Genomic DNA, 25,841 nt, shown 5'->3' with positions numbered 1-25,841 from the left:
CCTTTATTTCTGTGATTGCTGGCGGCGGATCTGGTCGATATTATCCAATGCTTTCCCAGTACCGATCGCGACGCAATCAAGTGGCTCATCAGCGATGATGACCGGGATTTGAGTGACATCAGCGATCACTTTATCGAGGTTCTTCAGAAGCGCTCCGCCTCCTGTCAAGACGATGCCGCGTTCCATGACATCAGCCGACAATTCCGGTGGAGTCGTTTCAAGCGTTTTCTTGACGCCATCGATAATGGCGAAAACGGATTCCTTCAAAGCTTCTGCGATTTCTTCTGCCGTGATTTCGATCGTTTTCGGCAAGCCTGTCAAAAGATCACGGCCACGGATGTCCATTTTCGCTTTCTTCTCAGCATCCGTCGTCACACGTGCTGCACCGACTTCCATCTTGATCGCTTCGGCAGTTCGTTCACCGATCGTCAAATTGTACGTTTTGCGGATGTATTGGATGATTGCCTGATCCATCGAGTCGCCGGCCACACGGACCGATTCGCTCGTGACGATGCCGCCAAGAGAGATGACTGCGACTTCCGTTGTGCCGCCTCCAATATCGACGACCATGCTGCCTGTAGGTTCCCATACCGGCAAGTTCGCGCCGATCGCAGCTGCGAACGGCTCTTCGATCGTGAATGCTTCACGAGCGCCAGCTTGTCTGGATGCATCGATGATTGCACGCTGTTCAACAGACGTGATCCCGAAAGGCACACAGATCATGACGTTCGGTTTTTTCCACGTGCCGCCGGAAGCTTTCATCGCTTCCTTCAAATAGTATTGGATCATCGCAGTTGTCGTATCGTAATCCGCGATGACACCATCACGCATCGGACGGATCGCCACGATTGAACCAGGTGTACGGCCAATCATATTGCGGGCGTCGTTCCCGACTGCAACGATCTCGCCAGTCGAAGTATTCTTCGCGACTACTGAAGGCTCACGCAGAACAATCCCTTTATTTTTGATGAATACAAGTGTATTCGCTGTCCCTAAATCTATTCCTACATCTTTTGATCCGATTCCAAACACATTACTTCTTCCCTTCCGTTTTGCCAGTTTGCTGTGAACTTTACACAATACCTTTGATTATAGCGGAAAAAGGAAAAAAGGAACAGCCTTACATGGAGTGCCAGGAAAAAAGAAACGTCAGCAGAAAAAAAGGCAGTTCCGCCAGTTCCCACTTGCGCAGTGAACCAGCCGGAACTCCCAGTGTGTTTTCGTCTATTCTCCCATATAACCTTTTTCATTCAAGGAGATGAATTGATGGTCGCCGATGATCAAGTGGTCGAGCAATTCGATGCCGACAATCGAGCCCGCTTCCATCAACCGCTGCGTCACACCGATGTCTTCCGCTGAAGGTGCACAATTTTATCAAGAGTAAATTACTAAAAATCCATTAACATCAATGTTTTTACTTTAAGAACATATATTTAACGTGTTAAATCAAATGAAAAAATACAATGTAATTATTAGATGACAATTGATTACGGTCAGAAGAATGTACCACAAATAAAAAAACTAATTCCTTTTTATTTTATCGAGGAATTAAGCTTTTGACCTGCAACAATCACGCCCAATTTCGGAATATCTATAATATGATTTCGATCTTAAATTATCTACTTTAACTGACGCTACCTGCTCGTTAAAGAAGACCTATTTAAAAAAGTTTATACTGCACCTGCCTTTATTATGTAAGTAAAAGTAGTAAAGCTTTAAATTGGTTTTCAAAAAAGTAGGGTTGATTATTTCTTTTTCATCAATTATTATTGTGTTATTATCACAATATGAGAAAGGAGGCAAAAAGTAATGGGAATTGATTTCATTAATGTCGAGTTTAGAAAGCATGTAAAAGTTTCAGGGGATTTAGGTACAACGGGATCAGTATGTCCTTTTTCACAAAAACAAAAAATGGAAACACTACCGGAAAACTTTTTGCCTCCTTTTATATAATGGGCAAAAATTTATGAATCTATTGCATTTGTAAAAATGCATACGAATGATTAGGCACCGGTTGTTAAACTGGTGCCTTTTTTTTGTTTGATCAGTTCAGTTAGTTTGGAGAACCGAATCTTTAATCATGCTGTAGAAATATGGTGAGTTCGTTGATTTGGTTTTACAATATAAATAGATATGAGGTGAGGTTTATGGTGAAAGCAGTGGATTTAGCCTCCTAAAATCACAATATATTTTAGGAGGAAATAAAATGAAAAAGGATAGTAAATCTAAAGAAATGATTCAATCTGAAAAAAGGGGTTCTACTAGGCTTTTAATGATGGTACTCTCCCTATCTGTACTTGTAGCTGCAATTACGGTTGATTTAGTCAATCCCGTACTTCCACTAATAAGCAAAGATTTAGAAGCTTCGAAATCTCAAGTGAGTTGGATAGTTAGTGGTATTGCACTTGTTCTTGCGATTGGAGTTCCGATTTATGGTCGAATCTCAGACTTTTTTGAGTTACGAAAGCTATATATCTTTGCCATTATGATTCTGGCAAGTGGTAGTCTTTTATGTGCAATTGCCCCGAACCTCCCATTGTTGGTTTTGGGAAGAATGGTTCAGGGTGCTGGGATGTCCGCAATTCCAGTTCTATCAGTCATTGCAATTTCGAAGGTTTTCCCACAAGGAAAACGTGGGGGAGCTTTGGGAATTATCGCAGGAAGTATTGGTGTTGGAACTGCTGCTGGTCCAATATTTGGTGGAGTAGTTGGTCAATATTTAGGGTGGAATGCCTTGTTTTGGTTCACATTTTTGTTAGCCATTATGATTGTTATTGGTGCCTACTACGCGTTACCGACAATTAAACCGGCAGAATCCGTAGGAAGCAATAAGAACTTTGATTTCATTGGTGGTTTATTCCTCGGCCTCACAGTAGGATTACTCCTTTTTGGCATCACTCAAGGAGAAACTTCTGGTTTTTCTTCGTTCTCATCGTTAACTAGCCTAATTGGTTCTGTTGTAGCTTTGGTGGGATTTATTTGGAGAATTGTTACCGCAGAAAATCCATTTGTACCACCTGTCCTGTTCAATAACAAGGATTATGTCAATACGGTCATAATTGCATTTTTTTCGATGTTTGCTTATTTCGCTGTTCTTGTGTTCGTCCCATTACTAGTCGTTGAGGTGAATGGACTCTCTTCTGGACAGGCTGGAATGATATTGTTGCCAGGTGGTGTGGCTGTTGCAATCTTATCTCCCTTCGTTGGCCGTCTTTCTGATCGATTTGGGGATAAACGTCTGATAATTACTGGGATGACTCTGATGGGGCTGTCTACCTTATTCTTGTCCACCTATGCATCTGGTGCTTCACCTCTGTTAGTTTCCGTGGGGGTCCTCGGAGTAGGGATTGCTTTTGCATTCACGAATTCTCCCGCAAATAACGCCGCAGTAAGTGCACTCGATGCAGACAAGGTTGGTGTCGGAATGGGGATTTTCCAAGGTGCTTTGTACCTTGGAGCAGGAACTGGAGCAGGTATGATTGGAGCATTATTATCCGCTCGACGTGATGCTACTGAGCCGATAAATCCATTATATATATTGGACGCTATGTCCTACTCAGATGCGTTCCTTGCAGCTACAGGGGCAATACTCATTGCCTTAATAGCTGGATTAGGTTTAAAAAAGCGTGGGTAATAACTTAGTTATGTAAAGATTAGTTATTGTTTAGTTCATCTTCTATAGTTTAAGCTGTAAATAAATAGCTTAGGAATCACGCAAATTTGAATTTCTTAGAATAGAATACTTTTAAGTAACTCAACTTTCGTACACTGTTTTATTGGTGCGAAAGTTGAGTATGTTAAGGATGAAACAATGAAAACATTGGTGATCGTTTCTCACCCAGATATGCCAAATTCTCGAATCAATAAAGTTTGGGTAGAAAAAGCAGCGTCTTATTCAAACGAAATTACCATTCATGATCTTTATAGAGAGTATCCTGATTTTATTATAAATGTAAAAAGAGAGCAGGAATTAGTTGAAAATCATGATAATATTATTTTTCAATTTCCATTATATTGGTATAGTTCTCCTTCATTATTAAAAAAATGGATCGATGAAGTGATTATATATGGATGGGCTTACGGATCAAAGGGTAAAAGAATATTTTATAATCGAAAATTAGGATTAGCTATATCAGCTGGCGTAAAAAAAGGTGAATTTACAAGTATGGGTAAAAACAAGCATACATTAACCCAGATGTTAACACCATTCAAATCTTTATGTGCATAGATTCATGCTGAATATGTACCAGAGTTTGTACTTTACGGTGCTAATTCGGATATGAAGGGCGAAGAGATACAGAAAAGTGCTAATGAGTATTTGCAATATATTAAAAAGTATTATTTAAGAGCATAAAACACTTCTGCGATCATGCCAACAATACTAGAAGAAAGCCCATTTCCCCTTAACACATTTAGGGAAATGGGCTATTGAAGTTATTGAAGGTTTTAGCGATTTCATTTTAGGTAGCCAATTCAAAGTGCCCAATAAATTCCAAGAAACACAAATCTGCTAAAACAGCTTGCCATGTAATTTTTGAACTTGATCCTTTAACCGTTCATTCTCTTCTTCTAACGCCTTTATACGGCTTTTTAAGGTTTTTATTAATACGTCCTCTGAACGAGGGCTTTTACTAGGTTTACGGGGGGTTAACTCACTTATCTGCATCCCTCTTAATGTCTCCACTCTAGTTCTAATATCTTTTTGTTTGTAAAGCCATGACTTTGAAACATTTGCTTTTTGTGCAACGGAATTAAAATTAATCTTCTCTTCTTTCAATGCCATCTCTGAAATTGTCTTTTCAACCCTAATTCTTGTTTTCTCCGACTTGTCTTTAGCTAGCTGAACTATGGCAGTTGTGTTACCTTTTCTAATCATTTTAATTCGTCTCCTTTAACGAATGAATAATCTGTTCTAATCTATTTTTAACACGTTCATTGGTTTCAACCTGACGCTGCCATTGGTTTTGTTTAGCCCTATTTAGTATTTCTTTAGTTCGCTCTAAGTGCTCTTCATGTTCAGTAAGAAATTGTTTACTTGTACAGAAATTCGTACAATCTAAACATGCATTTGCGTGAGGACATGGTCCTGCAATTACTGGTAACCGACAATAGCCATTAGGAAGTGCCTGTGCATTGATATTCTTTTTAAACCATTGAAGATCTGTATTGTCAGCTTCAGTATTTTCCTCACTTAAATCCAGAATGCTACCGTTATTCGTTACTAAGGTTTCCTTAAATTTCGTAAATTCCTTCTTTAGGGTTTCATCAAAAATATGTGCATATCTTGCCGTCATTTCCGGTGATTCGTGACCCAAGAACTTCTGGACAATATGTTGTGGCACTCCGTTATTTATCATTCTAGTGCCAACTGTATGCCGAAAGGCATGAGCATGAAAACGAAAAATTTCTCCGTTGCTGTCCGTTATCTTTTCTTCATAAGCTAGTTCATTTAATTTAACCCTAAAGGTATCTTGTTTCAATGGTGAGCAATCTTTTCGGGGAAACACATATACACATCCATCATCGAGTTCATCAGCCACCCTTTGCTCTTGAACTAATATCAATGCAGCAATTTCTTTAGAAATAGGAATGATATGCTCTTTCTTCATTTTCCACTGATAATACTTTAAAAAGCAATCCCCTTCTTTATCGGTTATGACGCTCCCTTTTTTCAATGTACAAAGTTCACTGATACGCATCCCGCATTCTTGAAGTACCATAACCATTGTAGCAATATAAGGTTCCAATTTATCTAATTTCCCATTTAATTGTTCAAGTATATGTTCATCAATATAACGTGGTAGTGCCTTCGGCACTTTAGGGTAATCTTCTTGAAAGATAAGGATCTTAGAAGGTGTATCCTTCCAGTCATATCTTTGAATTGTAGTAAAAAAAACGTCTAAAGTAGATATTCGTCCAGTTACAGTACTGGGTTTTAAACCTTTTAAATTAATATAATTAAAATATTGCTCAATTTCATTTCTAGTTAATTGATGAATCCTTTGTATACCTTCACAATTTTTGTTCATGAAATTAAAAAATTCTTTTAATTTTGAAGCTATATCTACTACGTGAGAAAAGCTAGCTGTGTTTAACATTAGTTTACAATATCGCTTAACTATTTCTTTAAAATAATTATTCTTAAAACCCTTAAAGTTGATCGTATATTCGTAGGATGTTGGGTTTACCTTATCTTCCGGTAATGATAATTTTCTTCGATTCCAAACATCTTTTTCCCATTCTTCCCCATCAAAATAGAAGTCCTCATAGAATTCCATAAACTGCTTAAGATGAGTAACGTAATAGGAATTCGCATGTACAGTAACTTTCTGCTGATTTACATCAAGTTTGTAATTAGTAGTCGTAGTTTTTACTTTTTGTTCTGTTAAGTAGGTCCGGTATTCTGTCAAAGCTTTTTTTATAGGCACTTCGGTTATCGATGTAATATTAGGATATTTTAAATTTAAAAATCCCATCATCCGGCTTATCACTGTTCCCTTTCTAATCCAAACGGATTTTGCATTCCAAGCTCCATTATTCAAGTGAAGGTAATAAAAATATTTTAATTCTGTTTTCAACCAGACATTTTCCACCTTATCGAAATTTACCCAACGATTTCTTAGTGACGGATTCTTACTTAACTCAATTGCACTAGGATGCGGACAAATTCTTATATCCCATCTATCTGCTGCCCAATAACCTTTTAAAACACTTGTCATATTAGCTATTTTTTTATTAATCTCTGTACTAGCGATAAGCTTTCGATTAGTTGCTACACTTGGAAATTTCATTGTCATGTTTCTCTCCCTTGAAGATACTTTTTATATTCATTCTTCATATCTTGATCAGAAAGATGAACATACGTATCAAGTGTTGTTTGTACATGGGCATGCCCTAATCTTTTTTGTACATATGCAGCATCCCATCCACTTCTAATAAGCTCTGTGGCATGCGTATGACGTAATATATGGGCAGTGAAAGTAATCCCTGTCCGTTTTCCTAGTCTTCTTATTAAGTCTAATACACTTTGATATTTTAGAGGGTGGCCAAAATAAGAATCTTTAAGATTAATAAATATATAATCATGATCTAAATCTTCCCCATATTCATGTACTAAGTAATCGGTATATAATGCCATTAATTCCTTACTTACATCAATAGTTCTTTCTTTTTTAAGTTTAATATAAGCTCCATTTTCATTATGATCTCTTGGCCTGATGTTAATCTGGTTATCCCATGTTGAAATATCTTCAATACGAAGGGATAATGCTTCTCCTATCCGAAGTCCCCCTTCATACATAAGCATAATAAGTAACTTATCTCTTTTGGTATGACATGCCTCAATTATTGCTTTGACTTGTCCATGTTCTAATACTTGTACAAGTTTCTTTTTGACCCTAAGCTTTAAAATATTTTTTTTATAGGATCTACCTTTAGAAATATGGTGAAGAAACCCCTTAAAGTTTCTTCCTCTTGCTTCTTTAGACATATCTATAGCTTTAAAATTTTCTGTGCGATTTAAATACTCTAAGAAACTAGTTACAGCGTTAAGTATGGAATTAACTGATGTTTCCTCTCTTTTAGCCTTCTTTGGTTGTATATCTATTACCTTTAAATGCCCTGCTGGATTTCTTAACCATCCTACAAAGTTTGCTAAATCCTCAAATTGTAAATCTCCTAATTCGATTCTACTTTGGCTCATAAATTCATAAAACAGCTTGAGATGATAACAATATGTTTTAATGGTATTTGGAGCTTTGCCCGTATTATCCAAGTACTTTATAAATCGCTTAACCGGTTCTATCACTTCAAATTCTTTATCTAGCAGTATGTATAACGGATATGATTTTTCCTCCACAATTACTTTCTGAACCTTCATCTTTCCACCACCTTTAAATACTTTAACTACTATTAATAATACCCTTATATATTTAATAGTTAAAGCACTGTAATTAAAAAATCCTAAACTTCGAGTACTTAGAGTACTCTAGTTTAGGATACTATGTTTAAGGGGTTGCCGGACGGATGGTTATGGGCGCAAATGATCGAGGCAGCGGAGCGTCTGACGGCTTCCCGGAAAATTTCACGCGGATGGACGATCGAGGCGTTCAGGCTGCCGACAAATATCGTCTGCCGGTGGAGGATCTGGTTTTTGATATTCAAGAATAGGACGACGAAGTGCTCTTGTCTCAGTGAAGCCATGTCCGCCATCAAATAATCCGCTGCGTCTTTCGGCGAACGGATCGTAAAGCGCGCTTCCGTCTGTTTGGAACTGAGCCGCTTGCCGAGTTCTGCCGCTGCGAGCAGGTGGATGGCTTTCGCCTGCCCGATCCCTTTGATGGTTGTCATCTCTTCGATCGTCGCATCCTTCAGCTGCTGGATCTGCTCGAAATGGATGAGCACACGGTTCGCAAGATGCAGCACCGACTCTTCCTTGGTCCCTGTCCGCAGCAGGATCGCAAGCAACTCCTGGTTCGACAGCGCTGCAGCCCCTTGATTCAATAAGCGCTCCCGCGGCCGGTCCGCCGTGTGGAGATCGCGGATCATCAAATTCTTCTCTACCAAGTTGTCAACGATCATCGCCCCGCTCCCCTTTCAAGGAAATGATGCCGGCATCCGACAGTGTATGCGTCAGCCGGGCAATCGGCAATCCGACGACGGTGTTGTAATCTCCCTTGATCTCTTTGACGAACAACATCGATGCAGTCTGGATCCCGTATGCCCCGGCTTTGTCGTATGGGTCTTCCGTGTTCGTGTAGGCGTCGATCCATTCTTCCTTCAAGTCGAAAAATGTCACATCCGTCGTTTCGGTGAACGACAAGTCTTTTTCGCCGTGCATGATTGAGACGGCGGTGATCACTTGGTGCGTCGTGCCGGACAGTTTCTGGAGCGAGCGGACCGCCTGTTCTTTACTTCTCGGCTTCAACAGGACTTCTCCACCAGCGACGACTGCCGTGTCAGAGCCGACCACTGCGGCATCCGGATGTTTTTGTGCGACTTCCTGTGCTTTTTGGCGAGCGCATTCTTCGACATATTCAAGTGGACTCCCGAATCGTTCGACGGGCGGCTCATCGTTCACTGCCGGCTCGACAGAAAACGGGATTCCGATACTTTCCAGCAACTGTTTTCTCCTTGGCGAAGCGGATGCGAGGACGATCCGCTCGTGTGCGTTAAATTCCATTCCAGTGACGCCTCCTTTGTAAGTGCATCATACATGATTTTGGTATGGGTGAAAATTTTCACCATTTCGGAAAAATAATTTTTGGCTTCCTAGCGATGTCTAAAAATCTTTTTTGGAGCAGTATTTCAGAAAAAGCGGCTGCCCTCTTCGATCCAAAAATTTATTTTCGTAATTTTATTAGACGGAAAATTAGCCCTTATATTGCAATTGGCACTTCGGAAAATCGCTTTCATCTCGATTTAAAAGATTATATAATGGTCCTTGTCTTTTAATTTTCAGAAAATATATATTTTCGCTATGGAGAGGAGTTCCGTTCAAAATTGAAAACGAAAAGAAAAGGCTTGTTCCAAAAATCTTTGGACAGCATTGAAACGATCGGCAATAAATTGCCGCATCCCGTTACTTTGTTTGCATTGCTTGCACTTGCCGTGCTGATTCTATCGGCCATTGTCTCAAGTTTCGACATCTCGGTCGAACATCCGGGGCAAGAAGGCGAAATGGTGGAAGTAAAAAACTTATTGAGTGTTGAAGGCATCCAGTACATATTCGACAGCATGGTCGATAACTTCATCGGCTTCGCACCGCTCGGCGTTGTGCTTGTCACGATGCTGGGTATCGGACTCGCAGAACGGACTGGGTTGATCAGCGCAGTTCTTCGCGCATTCGTCCTGTCCGTTCCGAAATTCCTGATCACTGCCGGGCTGGTCTTTGCAGGGATCATGTCGAGTGTCGCATCCGACGCCGGTTATGTTGTCCTGCCTCCGCTCGGCGCAGTGATCTTCGCAGCGATCGGGCGTCACCCGCTTGCAGGTATTGCTGCTGCATTCGCCGGTGTATCCGGAGGGTTCAGTGCCAACTTGCTGCTGTCCGCCACTGATGCGATGCTCGGGGAAATGACGATTGCAGCTGCGGCAATCATCGACCCGGCATATGCGGAAGGCATGAACGTCGCAATGAACTACTACTTCATCATCGTTTCTGTCTTCTTGCTGACGCTTGTCGGTACGTTCGTTACGGAAAAAATCGTCGAGCCGCGTCTTGGCGAATACAAAGGTGAATTCCGTGAAGAACTGTCCGGCTTGACGTCGATGGAGAAAAAAGGACTCATTTGGTCCACTGTTTCCATCGTCCTTGCGAGCGTTGCAGTCGCTATGTTGATTGTTCCGGAGAACGGCATCCTGCGCGCAGCAGATGGCGGCATTGTCCAATCGCCGTTCATGAGCTCGCTCGTGCCGATCATCACGATCCTGTTCTTCATCCCTGGTTTGGTGTATGGGATCGTCACGAAAGACATCAAGAACGACAAAGACGTCGCATCGCACTTATCGGAAACGATGGCGGCGATGGGCATGTTCATCGTCCTTGCGTTCACTGCTGGACAGTTCGTCGCTTACTTCACAGAATCGAACATGGGCATGGTCATCGGCGTATACGGTGCGGAAGCGCTCCAGTCACTGAGCTTGACCGGTATTCCGCTGATCATCGGCTTTGTCATCGTCACAGGGATCATCAACTTGTTCATCGGTTCCGCTTCTGCGAAATGGGCGATGATGGCAACCGTCTTCGTCCCGATTATGATGCAACTCGGCTATTCGCCTGAATTCACGCAGATGGCCTACCGCGTCGCTGATTCGTCGACGAACATCATCACACCGCTCATGACTTACTTCGCGATCATCATTACGTTCGCCCAGAAGTATGACAAGAAAATGGGCATCGGAACAATGATTTCGGTCATGTTCCCGTACTCGATCTTCTTCATGATCTTCTGGACGCTCATGTTGATCGTCTGGATGCTGCTAGGACTCGATCTCGGTCCTGGTTCACCAGTGTTCTACAAACCTTAATCCAAAAAACAAGCAGCTCGGGCAAATGTCCGGGCTGCTTGTTTTTTATGTGAGGAAGTCGAAATACCAGCCGAGCATCGCTTCGCCCCAGAAGTAGACAACAATGGCGGCGAGTGCAATCGATGGGCCGAATGGGACCGGTGTTTTGCGTCCTTGTTTTTTGATGCGCAGCATGATGATGCCGGCAACCGTGCCGATGAATGATGACAGGAACAACGTCAGCAACGTACCAGCGAACCCGAGGACCAGACCGATGACGAGAAACAGCTTGATGTCCCCGCCACCCATGCCCCCTTTCGAGACGATGGCAATCAACAGCAAGACACCGAATCCGATGACCGCCCCGAGCAGCGCGTCCCACCACGGGTCGAGCGGAATAAGGAAGCGCAAGATCAATAAGACCGCCCCGACCGGCAACAGTACTTTGTCTGGAATGAGCATGTAGGCGATGTCCGACACGGTGATGATAACGAGCAGCGAGACGAAGATGATTGCAACGACCAGTTCCCAAGTGAAGCCGAGCTGCCAGTATGCAAGTGCGAATAGGATTCCCGTGATCAGTTCCATCAGCGGGTACACCCAGTGGATCTTTTGCCCGCACGTGCGGCAGCGCCCTTTCAGGAACAAGTACGAAAATACCGGGATGAGGTCGAGTGCGGTCAGCCGTCTGTCGCATGTCGTGCAGTGCGACGGCGGGTGTGTGATAGACTCGTTTTTCGGCACGCGTAAGCCTACGACGTTAAAGAATGAGCCAAACACTAAGCCGTAAATGAAGAAGAAAATCGTGTATAAAATCGTCATGTTACCCCTCTTTACGTCGATTTGATGGTAAAAATTCGTTCTGTCGTAGAGAAAAAGAGAAATCGCAATGATTTCTCTTTAAGGCCGTTCCGGGATGATCAAGTTTTCTCCGGCGTAGATGGTCCAGCCGCGGATGCTGTTCGCTTCCCGGATGAGCTTTTCACCGTCTTGGCTGCCGTAATACTTCCGTGCGATCGAATACAATGTTTCATTCGGCTGCACTTCGTGGATAATCGCAGTGCGGGCACCGGCGACGTTCGGATTCGGTGACGTGGCAGCTGCCGCATCATCCGGATCGATGTTGACGTTGACGTCGATATCCGCTACCGGTGTTTCCTCTTCCTCTTCTTCCGCATATTCCAGTCCGTCATTTTGTGCGAGCGGATTGGTTTTGCGGACCGGTGCCGGCGCATCGACTTTCGGCAATGTATCGCTTAAAGCGACGAGATCCGGCCGGTAAAATGCAGAGAAGTTTAAGTTGACTGTGATGACGTCCGCTTCCTGGTCGGCCTGTGTCAATTCTTCAGGACCGGTGAAGTCGATTGAGTCGATGATCATGATGCGTTTCATCGCTTCGATTTCCGTCAGAAATGCATTCAAACTCGGGTAGTCCAGTGCATCGACTTGGATCGATGTCAGCACTTCCTGGAGGTTTTCCACGCCTTCGACCGGCTGGAGCAGTTCAAATGGTCCTTCGGAGAATGTCACGGATTTCACGGTCGTCCCGGAAATCAATTCCGCTTGTTCGATTTGCAGCAGGATCAAGTCCGTCAACGGTTCGATGGCGACGCGTTGCTGCAGTTCACTCGTCGGCACACGGTCGCCTTCAGGTGTTTCCTTCAATTGGTTTTCAAGTGCCATGTACACTTCACGTTCCGACCGCAGGAGATTTTCTGCTTGTTCGCGCGCGTCCCGTGCAGGTGCGTAAAGCATGAAGTATGAATAAGCGACGATCGCCAGGAGGAATAGGGATGCCAGGACAATCAGTGCGCCTTCTTTTTGACGCTTCGTCAAACTCGTCATTGGTCAACGCCTCCTGTCTCGTCATCTTCAGGCGCTGTGTCGGTGTCGACATCGACATTGACGTCCACATCGGTGTCTTCTGCCGGTGTTTCTTCAACAGGCGTCTCTTCCACCGGCAGCTCGCCTTCTTCCGCCATTCCTTCAGCCGGAATCCGGTTGTCGATGAATGCGATGCTGTAAGTTGCAAGATAGCGTGGAATCGCCGTTTCAGGCAGGACGATCGTGTTTTCTTCTTCGGCGAGTGTTTCAAGCTCTTCGGTGACGATCGTATCAAGTGTCACCGAAGCGATCAACGGGCTTTCTTTCAGATGCGCCAAGTAGAACGAGGCATCGCGCACTTCGTCGAACTGGACGGTCAATGTAGCTGCGTTCGGTTCTATGTAAGAAAATGTATCAAAAAATCCGCGTTCCGGAAGCAACAGGACAAGCTCCTCCATCAACGGGACGGTATCGAATTCATAGCTTTCCGCCCAAGTGACAGTCGCCTGCAGTTGTTGTTCTTCGTTCAAGCCGGTCGTTGCGTCCAATTGTTCACGCAGTGCCGCTTGCTGGGCCGAAATTTCGGCTGCTTGTGCATTGAGGTCAGCACGCTCGGATTCCTCCGCACCTGCCAGCAGGAACAAAACAAGCCAGATGATGAGGCCAAGCACGATAATGGAAATCGCCGCAAGAAGGAAGGCGGGACGGTCCCGCTCTTTTTGCGGCAATAAATTAATATCTACGAGCATCGTTACACCTCTTTCAGCGCAAGACCGATCGCGCGGTTGAATCGTCCCGTCACGCGCGCGGCATTATTGGACGGAATGTCTTGAGTGACCAGCGGCATGACCGACACCCCGAAACGGCTTTCCAAACGGCTCTGGAAACGGAGCCAGTCGGAGAATTCCCCGCTGCAGATGACGCATGTAATTCCCTGATCCCCATTGTTCATATTATACCGGTAAAAATTCGCCAGTTTCTCCGCTTCCGTTTCGATGAACGATGTAATGGCATCTTCATCGTTTTGTCCGGCGCCCATCAGCAGTTCGAAGTCCACCGAGCGCATGAAGAGCGGATAATGCTCATGGAAAATCGAGACGGTCATTTTGGTAAACTGCACATCGATCAGCATGATGTGCTCATCCGGCGTGAAATCGTGCTGCAGATGGCCGAGCCGGTAAAGTGCGAGCGGCGCCACATCGGCGACGACCGGCTTGAGCTTCGCTTCTTCCAGTGCCCGTTCGTAATCACGGACGACCGATTCCTTGGAGGCGATGATGATCGCTTCCGTTTCCTCTTTGTTCGTGGTGTGCGGCACCACGTCAAAGACAGGATCATCGAATGGCAGATACAGCGTCGAGCCCATCTCGATGAAGAAATGGCCTTTCAGCTCATCCGGTTCGATGTCTTCGGGATAAGGCGTTTTGCGGATAATCACAAATTCGTCGGGGGCGAGGAAACGGACCGACTTCCTGGAGATTCCCCACTGATTGACAGCCTTATCGAGAATCGAGCCAAGCGCTTCGGCGTCGACGATCTTCCCGTCTTCAATAATTCCTTCCGGAAGATCCATCTCCTCCGCACAGTTCAAGGCGAGCGGTGATGCCGACTTCAATTCGACGTGACGAATCGCGTCTTCTTCAATCGTCACCGTCACCACACGCGCTTTTCTCGATAAAAACGATAAGGCCATGTTTTCAGCTCCTGTACATTATTTCATTAAACTAGAAATCAGTCAGCAAATGTTGCAGCGTATGCTGGAGTAATATCTTGCTCATCATTAAAATCACTATTTGGAATAGCACCTAATTCCGAATTTGTTAATCCACTTACTGTATAGGTGGTACCATTAGCAGTTGCTGTACCATCAATAGTATTGCCCGCTTGTGCTTTTGTAATTGTTACATCATCAGCTAGTGATCCTTGATCTTCCAAATAAGATGTTGTAGTATCCGCCGCAGTTCCTGCTAATACATTTACATCTACAGTGGCGCCATCTGCTCCTGGGTTTTCAGTGAAATAGATATTCGCAGCTGCTAAAGCGTTTTGGTAATCGGATTTCACCGCTCCATTACGGCTATTCTCAATAATGTTCCCGATCGCCGGAATCGCGATGGCCGCGATGATCGCTAGGATAACGATAACTGCTAGAAGCTCGATCAGCGTTAAGCCTTTTTGTTCTTTTAATTTGTTCTGAATGAATTTTCTCACTCAAATGACCTCCCGTTTTCTTATAGTGTTGTACCCCTTCGGTACACTCTTATTATAGCCTTTTTCCTAGGTGATACAAACATTTTTCCATTGAAATTGTGAATATTTTTCGTAGATAGTTATTATTTAACATTACATATTGTCTATATTCTCAAACATGCCGAACATCGGCATCATGATTGCGAGGACTATAGTCCCCACAAGAACGGCAAGGAAAACGATCATCATCGGTTCGATCAACGCTTTCAGCCGGTCCGTCTCCGCTTCCACTTCTTTCTCGTAGAACTCGGCAACTTTCGACAGCATGTGATCGAGTGAACCGGTTTTCTCGCCAATCGAGATCATATGCCCGATGAGCGGAGGAAATGCCCAGTGATTCCGCATCGGTTCGGTCAGTGATCCACCGCGCTGCAAGGAGTCTCGTGCTTCGATGACGACTTTCGCGATGACTTCGTTGCCGACGACGCGCTCGACCATTGTCAGCGCCTGAAGAATCGGAACAGAACTCGAGAACAGCGAAGAAAGCGTTCGGGTCATCCGGGCGAGTGCGGATTTCTTGAAGATCTTGCCGAAGATCGGCATCCGCAAGAGCACTGTATCAAGGAAGTAACGTCCTTTCGGGTCGCGCCGGAGCATCCAAAAGACGATGCCGATGATCGCAACAATCAATAGGAGCAAGTACCAATATTGCTGAACGAATTCGCTGGCGGCCATGACGAATTGCGTGATGAGCGGCAATTCCCCGCCGAAGCTCGCGAACATGTCGACGAACATCGGGACGATGGACGACAACAGGAAGATGACGACGCCGATTGCGAGCACGCCGACAACTGCCGGGTATGTCATGGCGGAGACCACTTTTTGCCGCGTCTGATACGCTTTTTCGTAATAAGTCGCCAAACGGTCGAGCGACTCGTCGATGTTCCCGGAAAGTTCCCCCGCGTGGATCAAGTTGACGGTGAGCGGTTCGAAAATTTTCGGGTGCTCGGCAAGTGCTGACGACAGCGAATTCCCTTTCCGCAATTCATCATCCACTTGGACGAGCACTTTCTGGAGCGGTTTGGATTCCACTTGCTGGGACAGGATGTGGACGGCGTCGACAATCGTCACACCTGCCCGCATCAGTGTAGAAAACTGGCGCAGGAACATGATGAACTGCTCCCGCTTGACCGGATTGCCGATCTGGATGTCTTTTTGCAGCGTTGTTTCTTCCAGCTGCAGGATGTTCGTGACACGGATGCCTTCTTCCCGCAGCTTCTCGATGGCCCCGCGCTGGTTGGTTGCGGTAATGACGCCGGAGCGGATTTTCTTCCGGTCACGCCCTTCGTAACGGAAACGGGCCATGTTATTCTTCCCCTTCCAAGAAAGGCAGTGCCGTCTGGCGTGAAATTCTGCCTCGCGTCAGTAGCTCTTGCACCGTCGTCGACATCATATGCATGCCGGCTGCGCGATTGGTCAAGATGACGTTCGGAATTTGGTGCACTTTTTCCGTCCGGATTAAGTTGGCCACGGCCGCATTGTTGATGAGGATCTCGGTCGCAGCGACGCGTCCTTTGCCATCTGCTGTCGGCAGCAAGCGCTGTGAAATGACTGCTTTCAAGACGCCGCCGAGCTGAGTCCGAATTTGGGACTGCTGTTCGGCCGGGAAGACGTCGATGATCCGTTCGATCGTCGATGCGGCACTCGACGTGTGCAGTGTCGCCATGACAAGGTGACCGGTTTCTGCCGCCGTGATTGCAGTCGTAATGGTCTCCAAATCGCGCATCTCCCCGACAAGAATGACGTCGGGGTCTTGCCGGAGCGCTGCACGCAGACCGTTTGCAAATGATCCGGTATCAAAGCCGACTTCACGCTGGTCAATGACGGATGCGTTGTGGTTATGCATATACTCGATCGGGTCTTCCAGCGTGATGATGTGCTTTGTCATCGTTTCGTTGATGTGGCGGATCATCGCCGCAAGCGTCGTCGATTTCCCCGAGCCTGTCGGTCCAGTGACGAGAATCATGCCTTGATGCGTCTCGGCGAGTTTCTTGAGTGTCGCAGGCATGTTCAATTCATCGACTGTCGGGATTTTCGTCGGGATGGTCCGGAACGCGTGGGAAATCGCACCTCGTTGCTGGAACGTGTTGACACGGAACCGGGCAACGCCTTCGATTTCATACGAATAGTCCATCTCGCCGCGTTCTTCGAAGTCGATCCAAAGCTTCTCGGGCATGAGCGCTTTGGCGATGTCCCGGGATGTTTCCGGGGTCAAATCCTCGTCCCCATATCGCCGGAGCGTCCCGTGCATCCGGAAGATCGGCGGGATGCCGACCGTAAAGTGAATATCCGAGACATTGAGTTCTCTGGCAGCCGTCAATACTTTATCGATATACGTAGTAGGCATATTATTCAACCATGGCAACGCGCAGAACTTCTTCCGGCGTTGTCATGCCCTCCTTCACTTTCATTAATCCATCATCAATGAGGAAAATCGTATCGTTACGGATGGCGACTTCCCGGATTTCTTTCGACGTGCCGCCGCGGTTGATGATGGTCTTCATCTCTTCATCGACGACCAACACTTCGTGGATTGCCATCCGGCCGCGGTAGCCAGTCATATTGCACTGCGAACAGCCTTTGCCACGTGAGATGATGTCGATGTCCATCCCGCGTTTGCGGAAAATCTCCCGCTCCGCTTCGGTCGCCTGTTCGATTTCACGGCAATCCCGGCACGTTCTGCGGACAAGCCGCTGTGCGACGACGGCATTCAGAGAAGCAGTAACAAGGAACGGCTCCACGCCCATGTCCATGAGACGCGTGACGGACGCGACCGAGTCGTTCGTGTGGATTGTCGACAAGACAAGGTGACCGGTCAAGGAAGCACGGATAGAGATTTCCGCCGTTTCCTTGTCCCGGATTTCCCCGACCATGACGATGTCCGGGTCTTGTCGCAAAATCGAGCGGAGACCGGCGGCGAACGTCAAGCCGACATTGGTGTTCACTTGGATCTGGTTGATGCCTTCAAGCTGGTACTCGACCGGATCTTCGACGGTGATGATGTTGACTTCTTCACTATTCAGCCGATTCATCGCAGCATACAACGTGGACGATTTCCCTGAACCTGTCGGACCCGAAATGAGGACGATGCCATTCGGTTTCTGGATTTCCTTCATGAACCGTTCCATGTTGATGTCGTTGAAGCCGAGCTTGTTGATGTCCGTCAAGTTGTTGCTCAAGTCGAGGATCCGCATAACGATTTTCTCCCCGAAGACGGTCGGCAGTGACGACACCCGCAGATCAATCGGCCGGAAATCGACGGTCGTCTTGATACGTCCATCTTGTGGCAAACGATTTTCCGTAATGTCCAAGTTCGCCATGATCTTAATACGCGCCGTGATCATCGCCTGCATGATCTTCGGTAGTGTCCGGACGGTGCGGAGCGTTCCATCGATCCGGTACCGGACGAGAATGCGCCCTTCCTGCGGATCGAAGTGGATATCACTCGCGCGCTGGGAAATGGCATTCGACAACAGCTGATTGACAAGCCGGACGATCGGTGCGTCCAAGTCCGTCAATTCTTCTTGCTGCTGTTCGGTCACTTGCGGCAAATCACTCAGCAGCTCATCATATGATTCCTCGTCGTAATACTTCGCGATGGTGCGTAAAATATCATCGTTCGAAGCGATCGCCGGTTCGATTTGGAAACCGGTCGTCAGCCGGAGATCATCAATCGTGATGAAGTCCATCGGGTCAGCCATCGCGACATACAGCCGGTCACCTTCTGTCTTCAGCGGGACGAGCATGTTGCGCTTCGCAAAATCTTTCGGCACGACATTGAAGAGGTTCGGATCGAACGGATACCGGAACAGTGTGACGTGCGGGATGCCGAGCTGGACTTCAAGCGTTTCGATGAGCTGCTGCTCGGTGATGAGCCCCCGTTGCAGGAGGGCGTCCCCCAATTTCTGTTCCGGTTTCTTTTCCTTCAAGGTGTGCTGAAGATCTTCATCCGTCAGCAAGCCTTGTTCGATCAGAATATCCCCGAGTCGTCTGCGGACAATAGCCACAGCAATCCCTCCTTATAGTTGATTCATTAATCGCGATCGACGCGGTTGCCGCCTTTGTCGTAAGAAGGCGTACCATTATTGCCTGAGCCTGGTGCATTCGAATTGCCGTTGCCGGAATTGGAGCCTCCAGGTGTGGAGCCATTGCCGGGACTGTTGTTGTTCCCGTTGCCGGAGCCTGAACCGGAGCCGCTACCAGAGCCAGATCCTGAACCATTCCCTGATCCAGACCCAGAACCACTTCCAGATCCCGAGCCAGAGCCATTGCCCGAGCCGGTGCCTGGGTTCGTGCCTGAACCATTGCCGGACCCTGATCCCGAACCGCCACCCGTCGATCCGCCCGGATTATTGCCATTGATCGGTGTGTTCGTACCGGGGATCGTCGGGTTATCCGGATCATATGGAATCGTGATTGTTCCTTTACTTGGATCGTTCGGGTCGATCGGGACCGTGATGGTGCCGTTCGCCGGATCTGCCGGTATCTCTTCCTCTTCCTGCTGCGCAAGCGGGAACAGTTCGACACGGTGGATCGGTGCGTAGAAGTCCGTCGAGATGTCTTCCATCGCGACTTCCTCCCCTTCAAATAGCGCAACGCGGGTCACTTGTACTCTGACACCCGCTTCGCCACGCTCTTCAATACGAGACCCACTCCGGACGAACGAGCTGAATTGCTTGATCAGTCTCGGCTCCACTGACTCCCGCTCACTGACAAGTGCCGAATAGTCATGGACGAGCGGCTGCCCGCTGACCATGCCGCGGATCAGATTGTTCTGGAGCTCAACGGCCAAGTAGACCGTTGTCGTGTTCGGATTGGTGAAGGCGAGATCGATGCCAAGCTCCCGATTGACCGCCGCTTCTTTCCCGAGCGGAATCCGGTCCGGAATCGTTGTTCCGATGCTGCGTTTTTCGATGACCAAGTTCGTATCAAGTGCTGCTCCGTATAAAGCGGATGCGATTTCCGTCAATTCGGTGTCCGTCACTTCCGTAAACGTCAATTCGCTCATGAAGTCGATCAACGAAAACGTTGCACCTGGTGCAACCGGTACGTTGATCAGCGTCTGGACGAGCTCATATGCGCCTGGGTTGATCAAGGAATGAGCAAACGACAACTCCCCCATCACTTCTTGTGGAAGGCCTGCCAGTTCGTCCGTAATCCGCACTTCCGTCCGGCGCTTGCCATCACTCAGTGCACGTTCCAATTCGGCGTGGATCATCGCCACGTTTTCTTCCGTGAACTCTGCCACCGGGAATTGAGCGGATAAGAAATTCCGTGTCACCGGCTCACTTAAATGGAATACAAAGCCGTTCTGCGTTCCTGTTTCAGCACGATCGACTGTCTCATCCAAAAGGATTTGCACTTGCTGCAGCGGATAATCGGCGGTGACATCCTGGTACGTGACCAAGAGCTCACTTTCCGCACGCCAAGAATCAACACGTCCAGCAAATAACGTTTGGACTTCTTCTTTTTCCATCTCGGAAACGTCCGTCGTTCCGATGTATGTATTCTCGCCGAACCGTTCAGTCGGGAACAGCCAACGGTCGACTGCATAGGCCCCGCCGTTTGCCGCCCCGAAGAACAGTAAAGCAGCAAGCGCGATCCACATGAAACTGATGCCAAATTGTTTATTATCCATCTTCGCTTACTGCTCCTTTCTGTTCGGGTCGATCGATTCCATGCCCGTGATTTTCGGTGACGGTTCGTTTGTTTCTGTAACAGGAGGTTCCGGCATGACCGCATCGTTGGAAGGTCCGTTCCCTTGCGTCCGGTTCGTCCGGTTTTGTTCCGCCAATTCTGCATATTGTTGCTGGATTTTCTCTTGGCGTTTCGTGTATATGAGTGTTACGAATATGACAACTGCAAGTGTGCCGAGAAGCGCCAGATAGAGCGGCTGGCTCGGCTGCAAAACGACACCGACGAGCGCAGCCAAAAATCCGCCGCCAACGATTGCCATCTTTTTAAATAACGGAATTTCCCGGAACAAGAAGTATGCTAGAACGAGTGCGAGAACGCCAAGAATGATTAGGACTAATAATTGGACCATGGAGACCCTCCTGTTTCTATTACGAATATTTCGAATGGTCTACTTGTAAGTATTCCATCATTATCACCTTTTAAACTGTCAAAAGAAGTAAAGCTTCTAGTTTTAGATTATCATACTTTGCCAGTTAATTAGAATAATGTTCGGGTATATATTAAAATAATATTTCATTTCCGACTCAATCGTGTCAGAAATTGAAATCATTGATCATCGAGGTGACTTATGAAAAACGAAAAAGGCTTTACATTGGTTGAAGTTTTGGCATCGCTCGTCCTCATATCTTTGATATTAATGGGCTTCATGGCGCTTTTCACTAGCACAAACCGGCTCGCCGTCACAAATAGCGAAAAACTGGTCGTGATCAATCTCGCCGACTCCTATTTGGAACGCGCGCAAATTAATCCTGAAGAATTCTTCTCCCCTTATCCATTGACTGAAACGAGCCGCGGAATAGCTGTGCCGTTACACGAAATGAATGGCTCGGAATATGAAGTGCGACTGGATGTCAGCGACTCGGGGGGCTTGGATCTATTGAATGTAATCGTGACAGTGAGTCCAGTCGATTCAAATATGTCCAGCTCAGTGGAAGGATATGTTCCTTATGACTAACCAGCGAGGCATCACATTAGTCGAATTGATCGCTACTCTCGCAATTGTCGGCATGGTGGGGACACTTGCTTACGCGGTGCTTTTCCAAGGCTATGCAAATTATGAACGGGTGCAGGCCGAAACGAAATTGCGTGACGAAGCCGATCTCATCATGGCCAATTTCGTCCGGGAGCTCTTTGTCTTGAAATCGGATGAACTGGAAGAATCTCCGGCATGCATGAATGGTGCTCCAGGTTCTTGTGTCCGTGTGACGAAAGAAGATTCCGGTGACAGTTATTTCATCGGTTTCCAACGCGGCTCCGCCTCCACTGATGTGGCGATCGCCCGCAACGAAGAAATCCGCTTTTACAACGACGATGTCATCCTTGTCCCGAACAGGCCGGCAGATTCCATCATCAATAATTCCATCAGTACGGAAGACGGCATCCGTTATACCGTGAAATTCGTGCTGTCGACTGAATATCGCGGAGAAGACCGGCAAATGGAATTCGTCAATACAATCAATGTCATTTCGGCTGATGAAGCGGGTGGTGGAGAATGATGAAAAGGTTACACAACGAGAACGGCTACTCTTTATTGATTACTCTGCTGATCATCGTCCTGTTTGCAATTCTTGGCGCCAGCCTGATGGCAATGACTTTGAATGGCGTGACGCGCAACGACACCCGTGAAGAGATCGTCCAGTCGAATGATCTGGCATCCATGGGAATCACACGAATCACGACGGAAATCACAGAACAGCTAGATGCACTGCTGACGGAAGATGAAGGCATGTCCGCCGAGGTCTTCCTGTCACAGTTCGACCGTATTCTGAACAATTACCGCTGCGGCAGAAGCCCGATTTCCGAAAGCGCAAGCGGGAACACCGGTACCAGCTACACGGTATGCATCCACCAAGTGGAAGACGATCCAGACAGTCTCGTCCAGCTCGGTTCGAGGCATCAGGCGTTACGGAAAAATATCACATTCAAAAGCACCGGTAAATCCGGTCAGTCGGAAAACGAACTGTATTCCACTTTCAATCTCGGAGCTACACAATATCCGGAAGTGCTGAATTACGCAGTCGGGGCCTTCAAAGCGCCAGCCAACCGGAATTCAGGAAGATTCCCTCCGATTCCTGGAGAAGGCAATCTCATCTTGAATGGAGGTTCCCGCATCGACGGTGACATCAAAGTCGACGGCAACCTGGTCTCTTCCGAGCGCGGCGTCTGGAGATCGTACAGCGGCAGCCGTGATTATGATTACTCTGTCGACAGTGTCTATCCAGAGTTGTCCGCCTTCGATTCGCGAGGTGCTGGAAAAATTGCGGTAGAAGGCAATATGTACAACTTCAAACATGCATTCAACGGCTACAGCAGCGGATTCAATTATATCCGGCATATTAACGGAACGGATTTGAACAATCGGAGCTATTACGAACAAGTGAGCGATCCCGGCCGCATCTTTTTCGGGAGTACGCCTCCGCGTGAAATCACCAGCAGCGTTGAGATCACACCGATCAATTTTGATGAGAAGAATAGGACCTTGTGGCTGACGGAAAGCAATAGCAACAAATATGATACAGGGAGGAATCAGCAATTCAGCGGGGTGAGCCGCTCGGGCGATACGTACCTCATGTACCGTTCCTGTATCTTGCTTATCTTTTGCAGTGATAATTATGATGGAACATTCACTGGTACCGGTAACAATACATTCAACGGGAAGTTCGGGACTTCCGGCAATCTGGTTTTCAATTCAACGGCTACTTCATTTAATAAAGGGGCTTTCGTCAAAGGAAACCTTGAAATCAGAGACTCTACTCGGTCAAGGCCTTCACGGATTGCAGGGACCATTTACGTCGAAAATGACGTCATCATCGAAAACGCATATCTGGAAAGCGACGTCATCTTGTATGTCGATGGAGACGTGACAATCACCCAATCGCAAATATACGGCATTCCATACAACAACCGGACCGGTTCCTTGATCATTTTCGCTAAAGGCAATATCAATTTATCCAACAACTCGGTCGATCTGCCGACTCCCAGTGAATTCAAAGGATATTTCTACAGTGAGCAGACGTTGGAAATCTACGGGGTTGGTTCGAACATCAAAATCAACGGCGGGATTTCTGCCCGGAAAATCATCTTGAACGCAGTGCGCGGCAGCGCCTCGAATAGCCGCTACCAGACGAAACGCGAACAGGAGCGGCTTCCGAAAGACCGGTCGCGCCTGCAGATCATCTATGATTTGGATGTCATCAAGACTTATTCCGAACTGGACATCGTGACAGAGCCGTGGATCGATAACGTCTCCCCTCCTATCGAACTTGACCGGAGATACGAACCTTAATAAAAAACAGTGGAAGAATTCGGCAATACCGTTTCTTCCACTGTCTTATTTCATTTTACATATGCCGCGACCTTGTTCCGCCCTTTTTGCTTGGCGCCGATGTAGAGCGCTCGGTCCGCATTACGGATGAGACTCATGCTCTCATCACTGTCGTCTGGTGCAGATGAGACACCGACACTCAATGTAATATGTACGCCGATCGCACTGCGATTCGTATCCAGATCATTTTCGATCAGGAACAGGTGCTGCTCGATCGTCCCGCGGATCGATTCTGCAAGGGCGAATGCCTCATCCTTGCTGTAATTCGGCAACAACACGACGAACTCCTCCCCGCCGTACCGTGCAATCGTGCCTTTCCCTTCGGTCGTCCCCCGCAGGATATCGGCAAGCTTCACGAGAATATCATTCCCGCTTTGATGGCCATATGTATCGTTAATCTTCTTAAAATGGTCGATGTCCATCATGATCAACGACAGCGACTTCAATTCCCCTCTGTTCAACTTCGCCATGCTCTTTTCCAGTGTTTCGTTCAAATAGCGATAATTGTACAGCTTCGTCAATCCACAACGTTCGCTTTGCGCCACGGCTTTCTCGAAGTACGCGGCCTTCTCGAGCGACACGGCGAAATAGGTGCTCAACAAATCCATGATTTGCATCTGGTGGCTCGTATAGGCGTATTTTCTACGGGACGCGATGAGCAGCACTCCTTCAATGCGGTTGTTGCGCGCAATTGGCGATGCCATGATGCTTTCCACATCGTCCGGCATGTACCAGCTCTCGAGATGCTCCCAGTCATTTTTTTTGACGAAGAACAGCGGTTTACCGCCTTCGATCACTTTCCCTGAAATGCCGCGATCGTACTGGACCGGGATAATGTCTTTCTCGACAATTTCGCCGTTTTCGAACATTCGCAGCATCAGCAATTCCCCTTTTCGGTAGTCGATGATATACGTATAATCCGCTTTGAACAATTCCGCTACATGGTAGACGAACTGATCGAGCACTTCGTATTGTGATAATTGCTCAGCTAACTGGTGGCCGATGTGCGCTGTCTTCTGAAGGTCGGCGTTGATGATTTCCGAGGAGCTGTACATCCGCAATAAAATGGCGATGACGAGGAACGGTATGCCGAGCAGCAGGAGCGCCGGCAGCCCGATCACCGCGTTCGTCAAGTACAGCATGATCGCGAACGGAAAGATGGTGAAGGAAATGGTGAAATCCCAAATCGTATCGACCGAGAAGAAGCTGACTTTCTGTCGCATGATGAGATCGTCGAAATAAAGGAACAAGTGGTTGATCAGGACATTGACGATCTGATAAACCAAGCCGAAGAAGACGATGTGGAGCAAGTTGGTCGAGCCCGTCTCCCCGCCGACAGCAAAATAAAAAAGCCCAGAAATGACCGATGTGACGAAGAACATGAGCGAATTGAATGGCAGCCGGACAGACAGGGCCTGGCTACTTTGATTCCGGACAAGCAAGACGAGGGAAACGATTTGCGTCAGTAAAATTTCCGTCGACAGTCCGTATTTTAAGAATACGGCAACCGTGACCCCTTGGACGCAGTACATCATCGTTCCGTTGATCGACAGCGGGAAGAACGCAACGATCACCGCGAGAACGAAGAACGCGAGCAATTCCCAGGAAAGCAGTTTCTCCGGCAAGTTCACTGAAGCCCAGATCAGGCCAGGAAGCGCAATCGATGCCCATAGCATCCATACTATGATTTTTCTTCTATTCGTGCTTTCCACTTCGATTACTTCCCTTCTTCAGCGAC

Annotated in this window: 23 protein-coding genes and 2 pseudogenes; 7 read left to right on the top strand and 18 right to left on the bottom strand. The window is 47.0% G+C overall.

From position 1 onward, the window contains the following. Positions 1–3 precede the first annotated feature (3 nt). Together GIW82_RS01340 and GIW82_RS01335 are read right to left on the bottom strand one after the other, a co-directional pair. Complete coding sequence (locus GIW82_RS01340; RefSeq protein ID WP_370455951.1) at positions 4–1,032, bottom strand: rod shape-determining protein; 1,029 nt, start codon at positions 1,030–1,032, stop codon at positions 4–6. A gap of 192 nt (positions 1,033–1,224) precedes the next feature. Next, positions 1,225–1,365 (bottom strand): annotated as a pseudogene (locus GIW82_RS01335) (JAB domain-containing protein); the annotation flags it as partial. Positions 1,366–1,809: 444 nt separating this feature from the next. Between GIW82_RS01335 and GIW82_RS01330 the strand changes: the two are divergent. From GIW82_RS01330 to GIW82_RS01320, 3 genes are all read left to right on the top strand, one after another. Next, positions 1,810–1,953: a hypothetical protein gene (locus GIW82_RS01330; protein WP_002360221.1), complete on the top strand. Its 144-nt coding sequence runs from the start codon at positions 1,810–1,812 to the stop codon at positions 1,951–1,953. A gap of 253 nt (positions 1,954–2,206) precedes the next feature. Further along, a complete protein-coding gene (gene fexA, locus GIW82_RS01325) occupies positions 2,207–3,634 on the top strand; it encodes a chloramphenicol/florfenicol efflux MFS transporter FexA (protein WP_040928540.1) in 1,428 nt (475 codons plus the stop codon). Positions 3,635–3,811: 177 nt separating this feature from the next. Continuing rightward, positions 3,812–4,228 carry an NAD(P)H-dependent oxidoreductase gene (locus GIW82_RS01320; protein WP_000855243.1) on the top strand — a complete coding sequence of 139 codons (417 nt, stop codon included), beginning with the start codon at positions 3,812–3,814 and terminating at the stop codon, positions 4,226–4,228. A gap of 282 nt (positions 4,229–4,510) precedes the next feature. Here the strand turns inward: GIW82_RS01320 and GIW82_RS01315 are convergent, their stop codons facing one another. The 5 genes and pseudogenes from GIW82_RS01315 to GIW82_RS01295 form a co-directional block, all read right to left on the bottom strand. Next, positions 4,511–4,876: a DUF6262 family protein gene (locus GIW82_RS01315; protein WP_000619629.1), complete on the bottom strand. Its 366-nt coding sequence runs from the start codon at positions 4,874–4,876 to the stop codon at positions 4,511–4,513. A 1-nt stretch (position 4,877) separates the two neighbouring features. Continuing rightward, the gene (locus GIW82_RS01310; RefSeq protein WP_029658482.1) at positions 4,878–6,791 is read right to left on the bottom strand and encodes a tyrosine-type recombinase/integrase; all 1,914 of its coding nucleotides are present in this window, start codon (positions 6,789–6,791) and stop codon (positions 4,878–4,880) included. A 2-nt stretch (positions 6,792–6,793) separates the two neighbouring features. Next, the gene (locus tag GIW82_RS01305; protein ID WP_000867971.1) at positions 6,794–7,879 is read right to left on the bottom strand and encodes a tyrosine-type recombinase/integrase; all 1,086 of its coding nucleotides are present in this window, start codon (positions 7,877–7,879) and stop codon (positions 6,794–6,796) included. Positions 7,880–8,010: 131 nt separating this feature from the next. Then, positions 8,011–8,547, bottom strand: a pseudogene (gene radC, locus GIW82_RS01300) (RadC family protein); the annotation flags it as partial. A gap of 22 nt (positions 8,548–8,569) precedes the next feature. Then, positions 8,570–9,181, bottom strand: a complete 612-nt coding sequence (locus GIW82_RS01295) for a Maf family protein (protein ID WP_154748127.1) — start codon at positions 9,179–9,181, stop codon at positions 8,570–8,572. A 320-nt stretch (positions 9,182–9,501) separates the two neighbouring features. Here GIW82_RS01295 and GIW82_RS01290 point away from each other — a divergent pair, with 320 nt between their 5' ends. Continuing rightward, entirely contained in the window at positions 9,502–11,028 is a 1,527-nt protein-coding gene (locus GIW82_RS01290) for an AbgT family transporter (protein ID WP_154748126.1), read from the top strand. A gap of 45 nt (positions 11,029–11,073) precedes the next feature. Here GIW82_RS01290 and GIW82_RS01285 read toward each other — a convergent pair whose 3' ends face one another. From GIW82_RS01285 to GIW82_RS01240, 10 genes are all read right to left on the bottom strand, one after another. Next, positions 11,074–11,829 (bottom strand): prepilin peptidase, encoded by a 756-nt coding sequence (locus tag GIW82_RS01285; RefSeq protein ID WP_154748125.1) that lies wholly within the window; start codon positions 11,827–11,829, stop codon positions 11,074–11,076. 78 nt (positions 11,830–11,907) lie between these two features. Next, positions 11,908–12,852 carry a LysM peptidoglycan-binding domain-containing protein gene (locus GIW82_RS01280; RefSeq protein WP_195913914.1) on the bottom strand — a complete coding sequence of 315 codons (945 nt, stop codon included), beginning with the start codon at positions 12,850–12,852 and terminating at the stop codon, positions 11,908–11,910. Continuing rightward, positions 12,849–13,580 (bottom strand): PilN domain-containing protein, encoded by a 732-nt coding sequence (locus GIW82_RS01275; protein ID WP_154748124.1) that lies wholly within the window; start codon positions 13,578–13,580, stop codon positions 12,849–12,851. The genes GIW82_RS01280 and GIW82_RS01275 overlap by 4 nt, the downstream gene beginning before the upstream one ends. 2 nt (positions 13,581–13,582) lie before the next feature. Then, the gene (gene pilM / locus GIW82_RS01270; RefSeq protein WP_154748123.1) at positions 13,583–14,524 is read right to left on the bottom strand and encodes a type IV pilus biogenesis protein PilM; all 942 of its coding nucleotides are present in this window, start codon (positions 14,522–14,524) and stop codon (positions 13,583–13,585) included. A 38-nt stretch (positions 14,525–14,562) separates the two neighbouring features. Then, positions 14,563–15,042 (bottom strand): prepilin-type N-terminal cleavage/methylation domain-containing protein, encoded by a 480-nt coding sequence (locus tag GIW82_RS01265; RefSeq protein ID WP_370455949.1) that lies wholly within the window; start codon positions 15,040–15,042, stop codon positions 14,563–14,565. Between the two features lie 132 nt (positions 15,043–15,174). After that, positions 15,175–16,386, bottom strand: coding sequence for a type II secretion system F family protein (locus GIW82_RS01260; protein WP_154748122.1), 1,212 nt, complete (start codon positions 16,384–16,386; stop codon positions 15,175–15,177). Between the two features lies 1 nt (position 16,387). After that, positions 16,388–17,428: a type IV pilus twitching motility protein PilT gene (locus GIW82_RS01255; protein ID WP_154749542.1), complete on the bottom strand. Its 1,041-nt coding sequence runs from the start codon at positions 17,426–17,428 to the stop codon at positions 16,388–16,390. A gap of 1 nt (position 17,429) precedes the next feature. Beyond that, positions 17,430–19,088, bottom strand: a complete 1,659-nt coding sequence (locus tag GIW82_RS01250; RefSeq protein WP_370455948.1) for a GspE/PulE family protein — start codon at positions 19,086–19,088, stop codon at positions 17,430–17,432. Between the two features lie 26 nt (positions 19,089–19,114). Then, positions 19,115–20,719 (bottom strand): VanW family protein, encoded by a 1,605-nt coding sequence (locus GIW82_RS01245; RefSeq protein WP_154748121.1) that lies wholly within the window; start codon positions 20,717–20,719, stop codon positions 19,115–19,117. Between the two features lie 6 nt (positions 20,720–20,725). Next, positions 20,726–21,127 carry a hypothetical protein gene (locus tag GIW82_RS01240; RefSeq protein WP_154748120.1) on the bottom strand — a complete coding sequence of 134 codons (402 nt, stop codon included), beginning with the start codon at positions 21,125–21,127 and terminating at the stop codon, positions 20,726–20,728. A 219-nt stretch (positions 21,128–21,346) separates the two neighbouring features. Between GIW82_RS01240 and GIW82_RS01235 the strand changes: the two genes are divergently transcribed. From GIW82_RS01235 to GIW82_RS01225, 3 genes are read left to right on the top strand one after another with little or no spacing between them, the layout of a single operon-like run. Then, positions 21,347–21,733 (top strand): type IV pilus modification PilV family protein, encoded by a 387-nt coding sequence (locus GIW82_RS01235; protein WP_154748119.1) that lies wholly within the window; start codon positions 21,347–21,349, stop codon positions 21,731–21,733. Continuing rightward, positions 21,726–22,274 carry a PulJ/GspJ family protein gene (locus GIW82_RS01230; protein ID WP_195913913.1) on the top strand — a complete coding sequence of 183 codons (549 nt, stop codon included), beginning with the start codon at positions 21,726–21,728 and terminating at the stop codon, positions 22,272–22,274. Before GIW82_RS01235 ends, GIW82_RS01230 begins: the two co-directional genes overlap by 8 nt. Further along, positions 22,274–24,064, top strand: coding sequence for a hypothetical protein (locus GIW82_RS01225; protein WP_195913912.1), 1,791 nt, complete (start codon positions 22,274–22,276; stop codon positions 24,062–24,064). The genes GIW82_RS01230 and GIW82_RS01225 overlap by 1 nt, the downstream gene beginning before the upstream one ends. A gap of 50 nt (positions 24,065–24,114) precedes the next feature. On the opposite strand, the gene GIW82_RS15010 is transcribed toward GIW82_RS01225, so the two are convergent. After that, the gene (locus GIW82_RS15010; protein ID WP_154748116.1) at positions 24,115–25,815 is read right to left on the bottom strand and encodes a sensor domain-containing diguanylate cyclase; all 1,701 of its coding nucleotides are present in this window, start codon (positions 25,813–25,815) and stop codon (positions 24,115–24,117) included. Between the last annotated feature and the right edge of the window lie 26 nt (positions 25,816–25,841).

The sequence above is a fragment of the Planomicrobium sp. YIM 101495 genome (assembly GCF_009707665.1).
Taxonomy (GTDB): domain Bacteria; phylum Bacillota; class Bacilli; order Bacillales_A; family Planococcaceae; genus Planococcus.
The sequence above is the reverse complement of the archived record's forward strand: the minus strand, read 5'-3'. Positions and strand labels throughout refer to the sequence as shown.

What these genes read in the sequence shown, in the direction of transcription:
- GIW82_RS01330 (WP_002360221.1), top strand. Translation starts at nt 1,810, where the DNA reads ATGGGAATTGATTTCATTAATGTCGAGTTTAGAAAGCATGTAAAAGTT.
- fexA (WP_040928540.1), top strand. Translation starts at nt 2,207, where the DNA reads ATGAAAAAGGATAGTAAATCTAAAGAAATGATTCAATCTGAAAAAAGG.
- GIW82_RS01320 (WP_000855243.1), top strand. Translation starts at nt 3,812, where the DNA reads ATGAAAACATTGGTGATCGTTTCTCACCCAGATATGCCAAATTCTCGA.
- GIW82_RS01315 (WP_000619629.1), bottom strand. Translation starts at nt 4,876, where the DNA reads ATGATTAGAAAAGGTAACACAACTGCCATAGTTCAGCTAGCTAAAGAC.
- GIW82_RS01310 (WP_029658482.1), bottom strand. Translation starts at nt 6,791, where the DNA reads ATGAAATTTCCAAGTGTAGCAACTAATCGAAAGCTTATCGCTAGTACA.
- GIW82_RS01305 (WP_000867971.1), bottom strand. Translation starts at nt 7,879, where the DNA reads ATGAAGGTTCAGAAAGTAATTGTGGAGGAAAAATCATATCCGTTATAC.
- GIW82_RS01295 (WP_154748127.1), bottom strand. Translation starts at nt 9,181, where the DNA reads ATGGAATTTAACGCACACGAGCGGATCGTCCTCGCATCCGCTTCGCCA.
- GIW82_RS01285 (WP_154748125.1), bottom strand. Translation starts at nt 11,829, where the DNA reads ATGACGATTTTATACACGATTTTCTTCTTCATTTACGGCTTAGTGTTT.
- GIW82_RS01280 (WP_195913914.1), bottom strand. Translation starts at nt 12,852, where the DNA reads ATGACGAGTTTGACGAAGCGTCAAAAAGAAGGCGCACTGATTGTCCTG.
- GIW82_RS01275 (WP_154748124.1), bottom strand. Translation starts at nt 13,580, where the DNA reads ATGCTCGTAGATATTAATTTATTGCCGCAAAAAGAGCGGGACCGTCCC.
- pilM (WP_154748123.1), bottom strand. Translation starts at nt 14,524, where the DNA reads ATGGCCTTATCGTTTTTATCGAGAAAAGCGCGTGTGGTGACGGTGACG.
- GIW82_RS01260 (WP_154748122.1), bottom strand. Translation starts at nt 16,386, where the DNA reads ATGGCCCGTTTCCGTTACGAAGGGCGTGACCGGAAGAAAATCCGCTCC.
- GIW82_RS01255 (WP_154749542.1), bottom strand. Translation starts at nt 17,428, where the DNA reads ATGCCTACTACGTATATCGATAAAGTATTGACGGCTGCCAGAGAACTC.
- GIW82_RS01245 (WP_154748121.1), bottom strand. Translation starts at nt 20,719, where the DNA reads ATGGATAATAAACAATTTGGCATCAGTTTCATGTGGATCGCGCTTGCT.
- GIW82_RS01240 (WP_154748120.1), bottom strand. Translation starts at nt 21,127, where the DNA reads ATGGTCCAATTATTAGTCCTAATCATTCTTGGCGTTCTCGCACTCGTT.
- GIW82_RS01235 (WP_154748119.1), top strand. Translation starts at nt 21,347, where the DNA reads ATGAAAAACGAAAAAGGCTTTACATTGGTTGAAGTTTTGGCATCGCTC.
- GIW82_RS01230 (WP_195913913.1), top strand. Translation starts at nt 21,726, where the DNA reads ATGACTAACCAGCGAGGCATCACATTAGTCGAATTGATCGCTACTCTC.
- GIW82_RS01225 (WP_195913912.1), top strand. Translation starts at nt 22,274, where the DNA reads ATGAAAAGGTTACACAACGAGAACGGCTACTCTTTATTGATTACTCTG.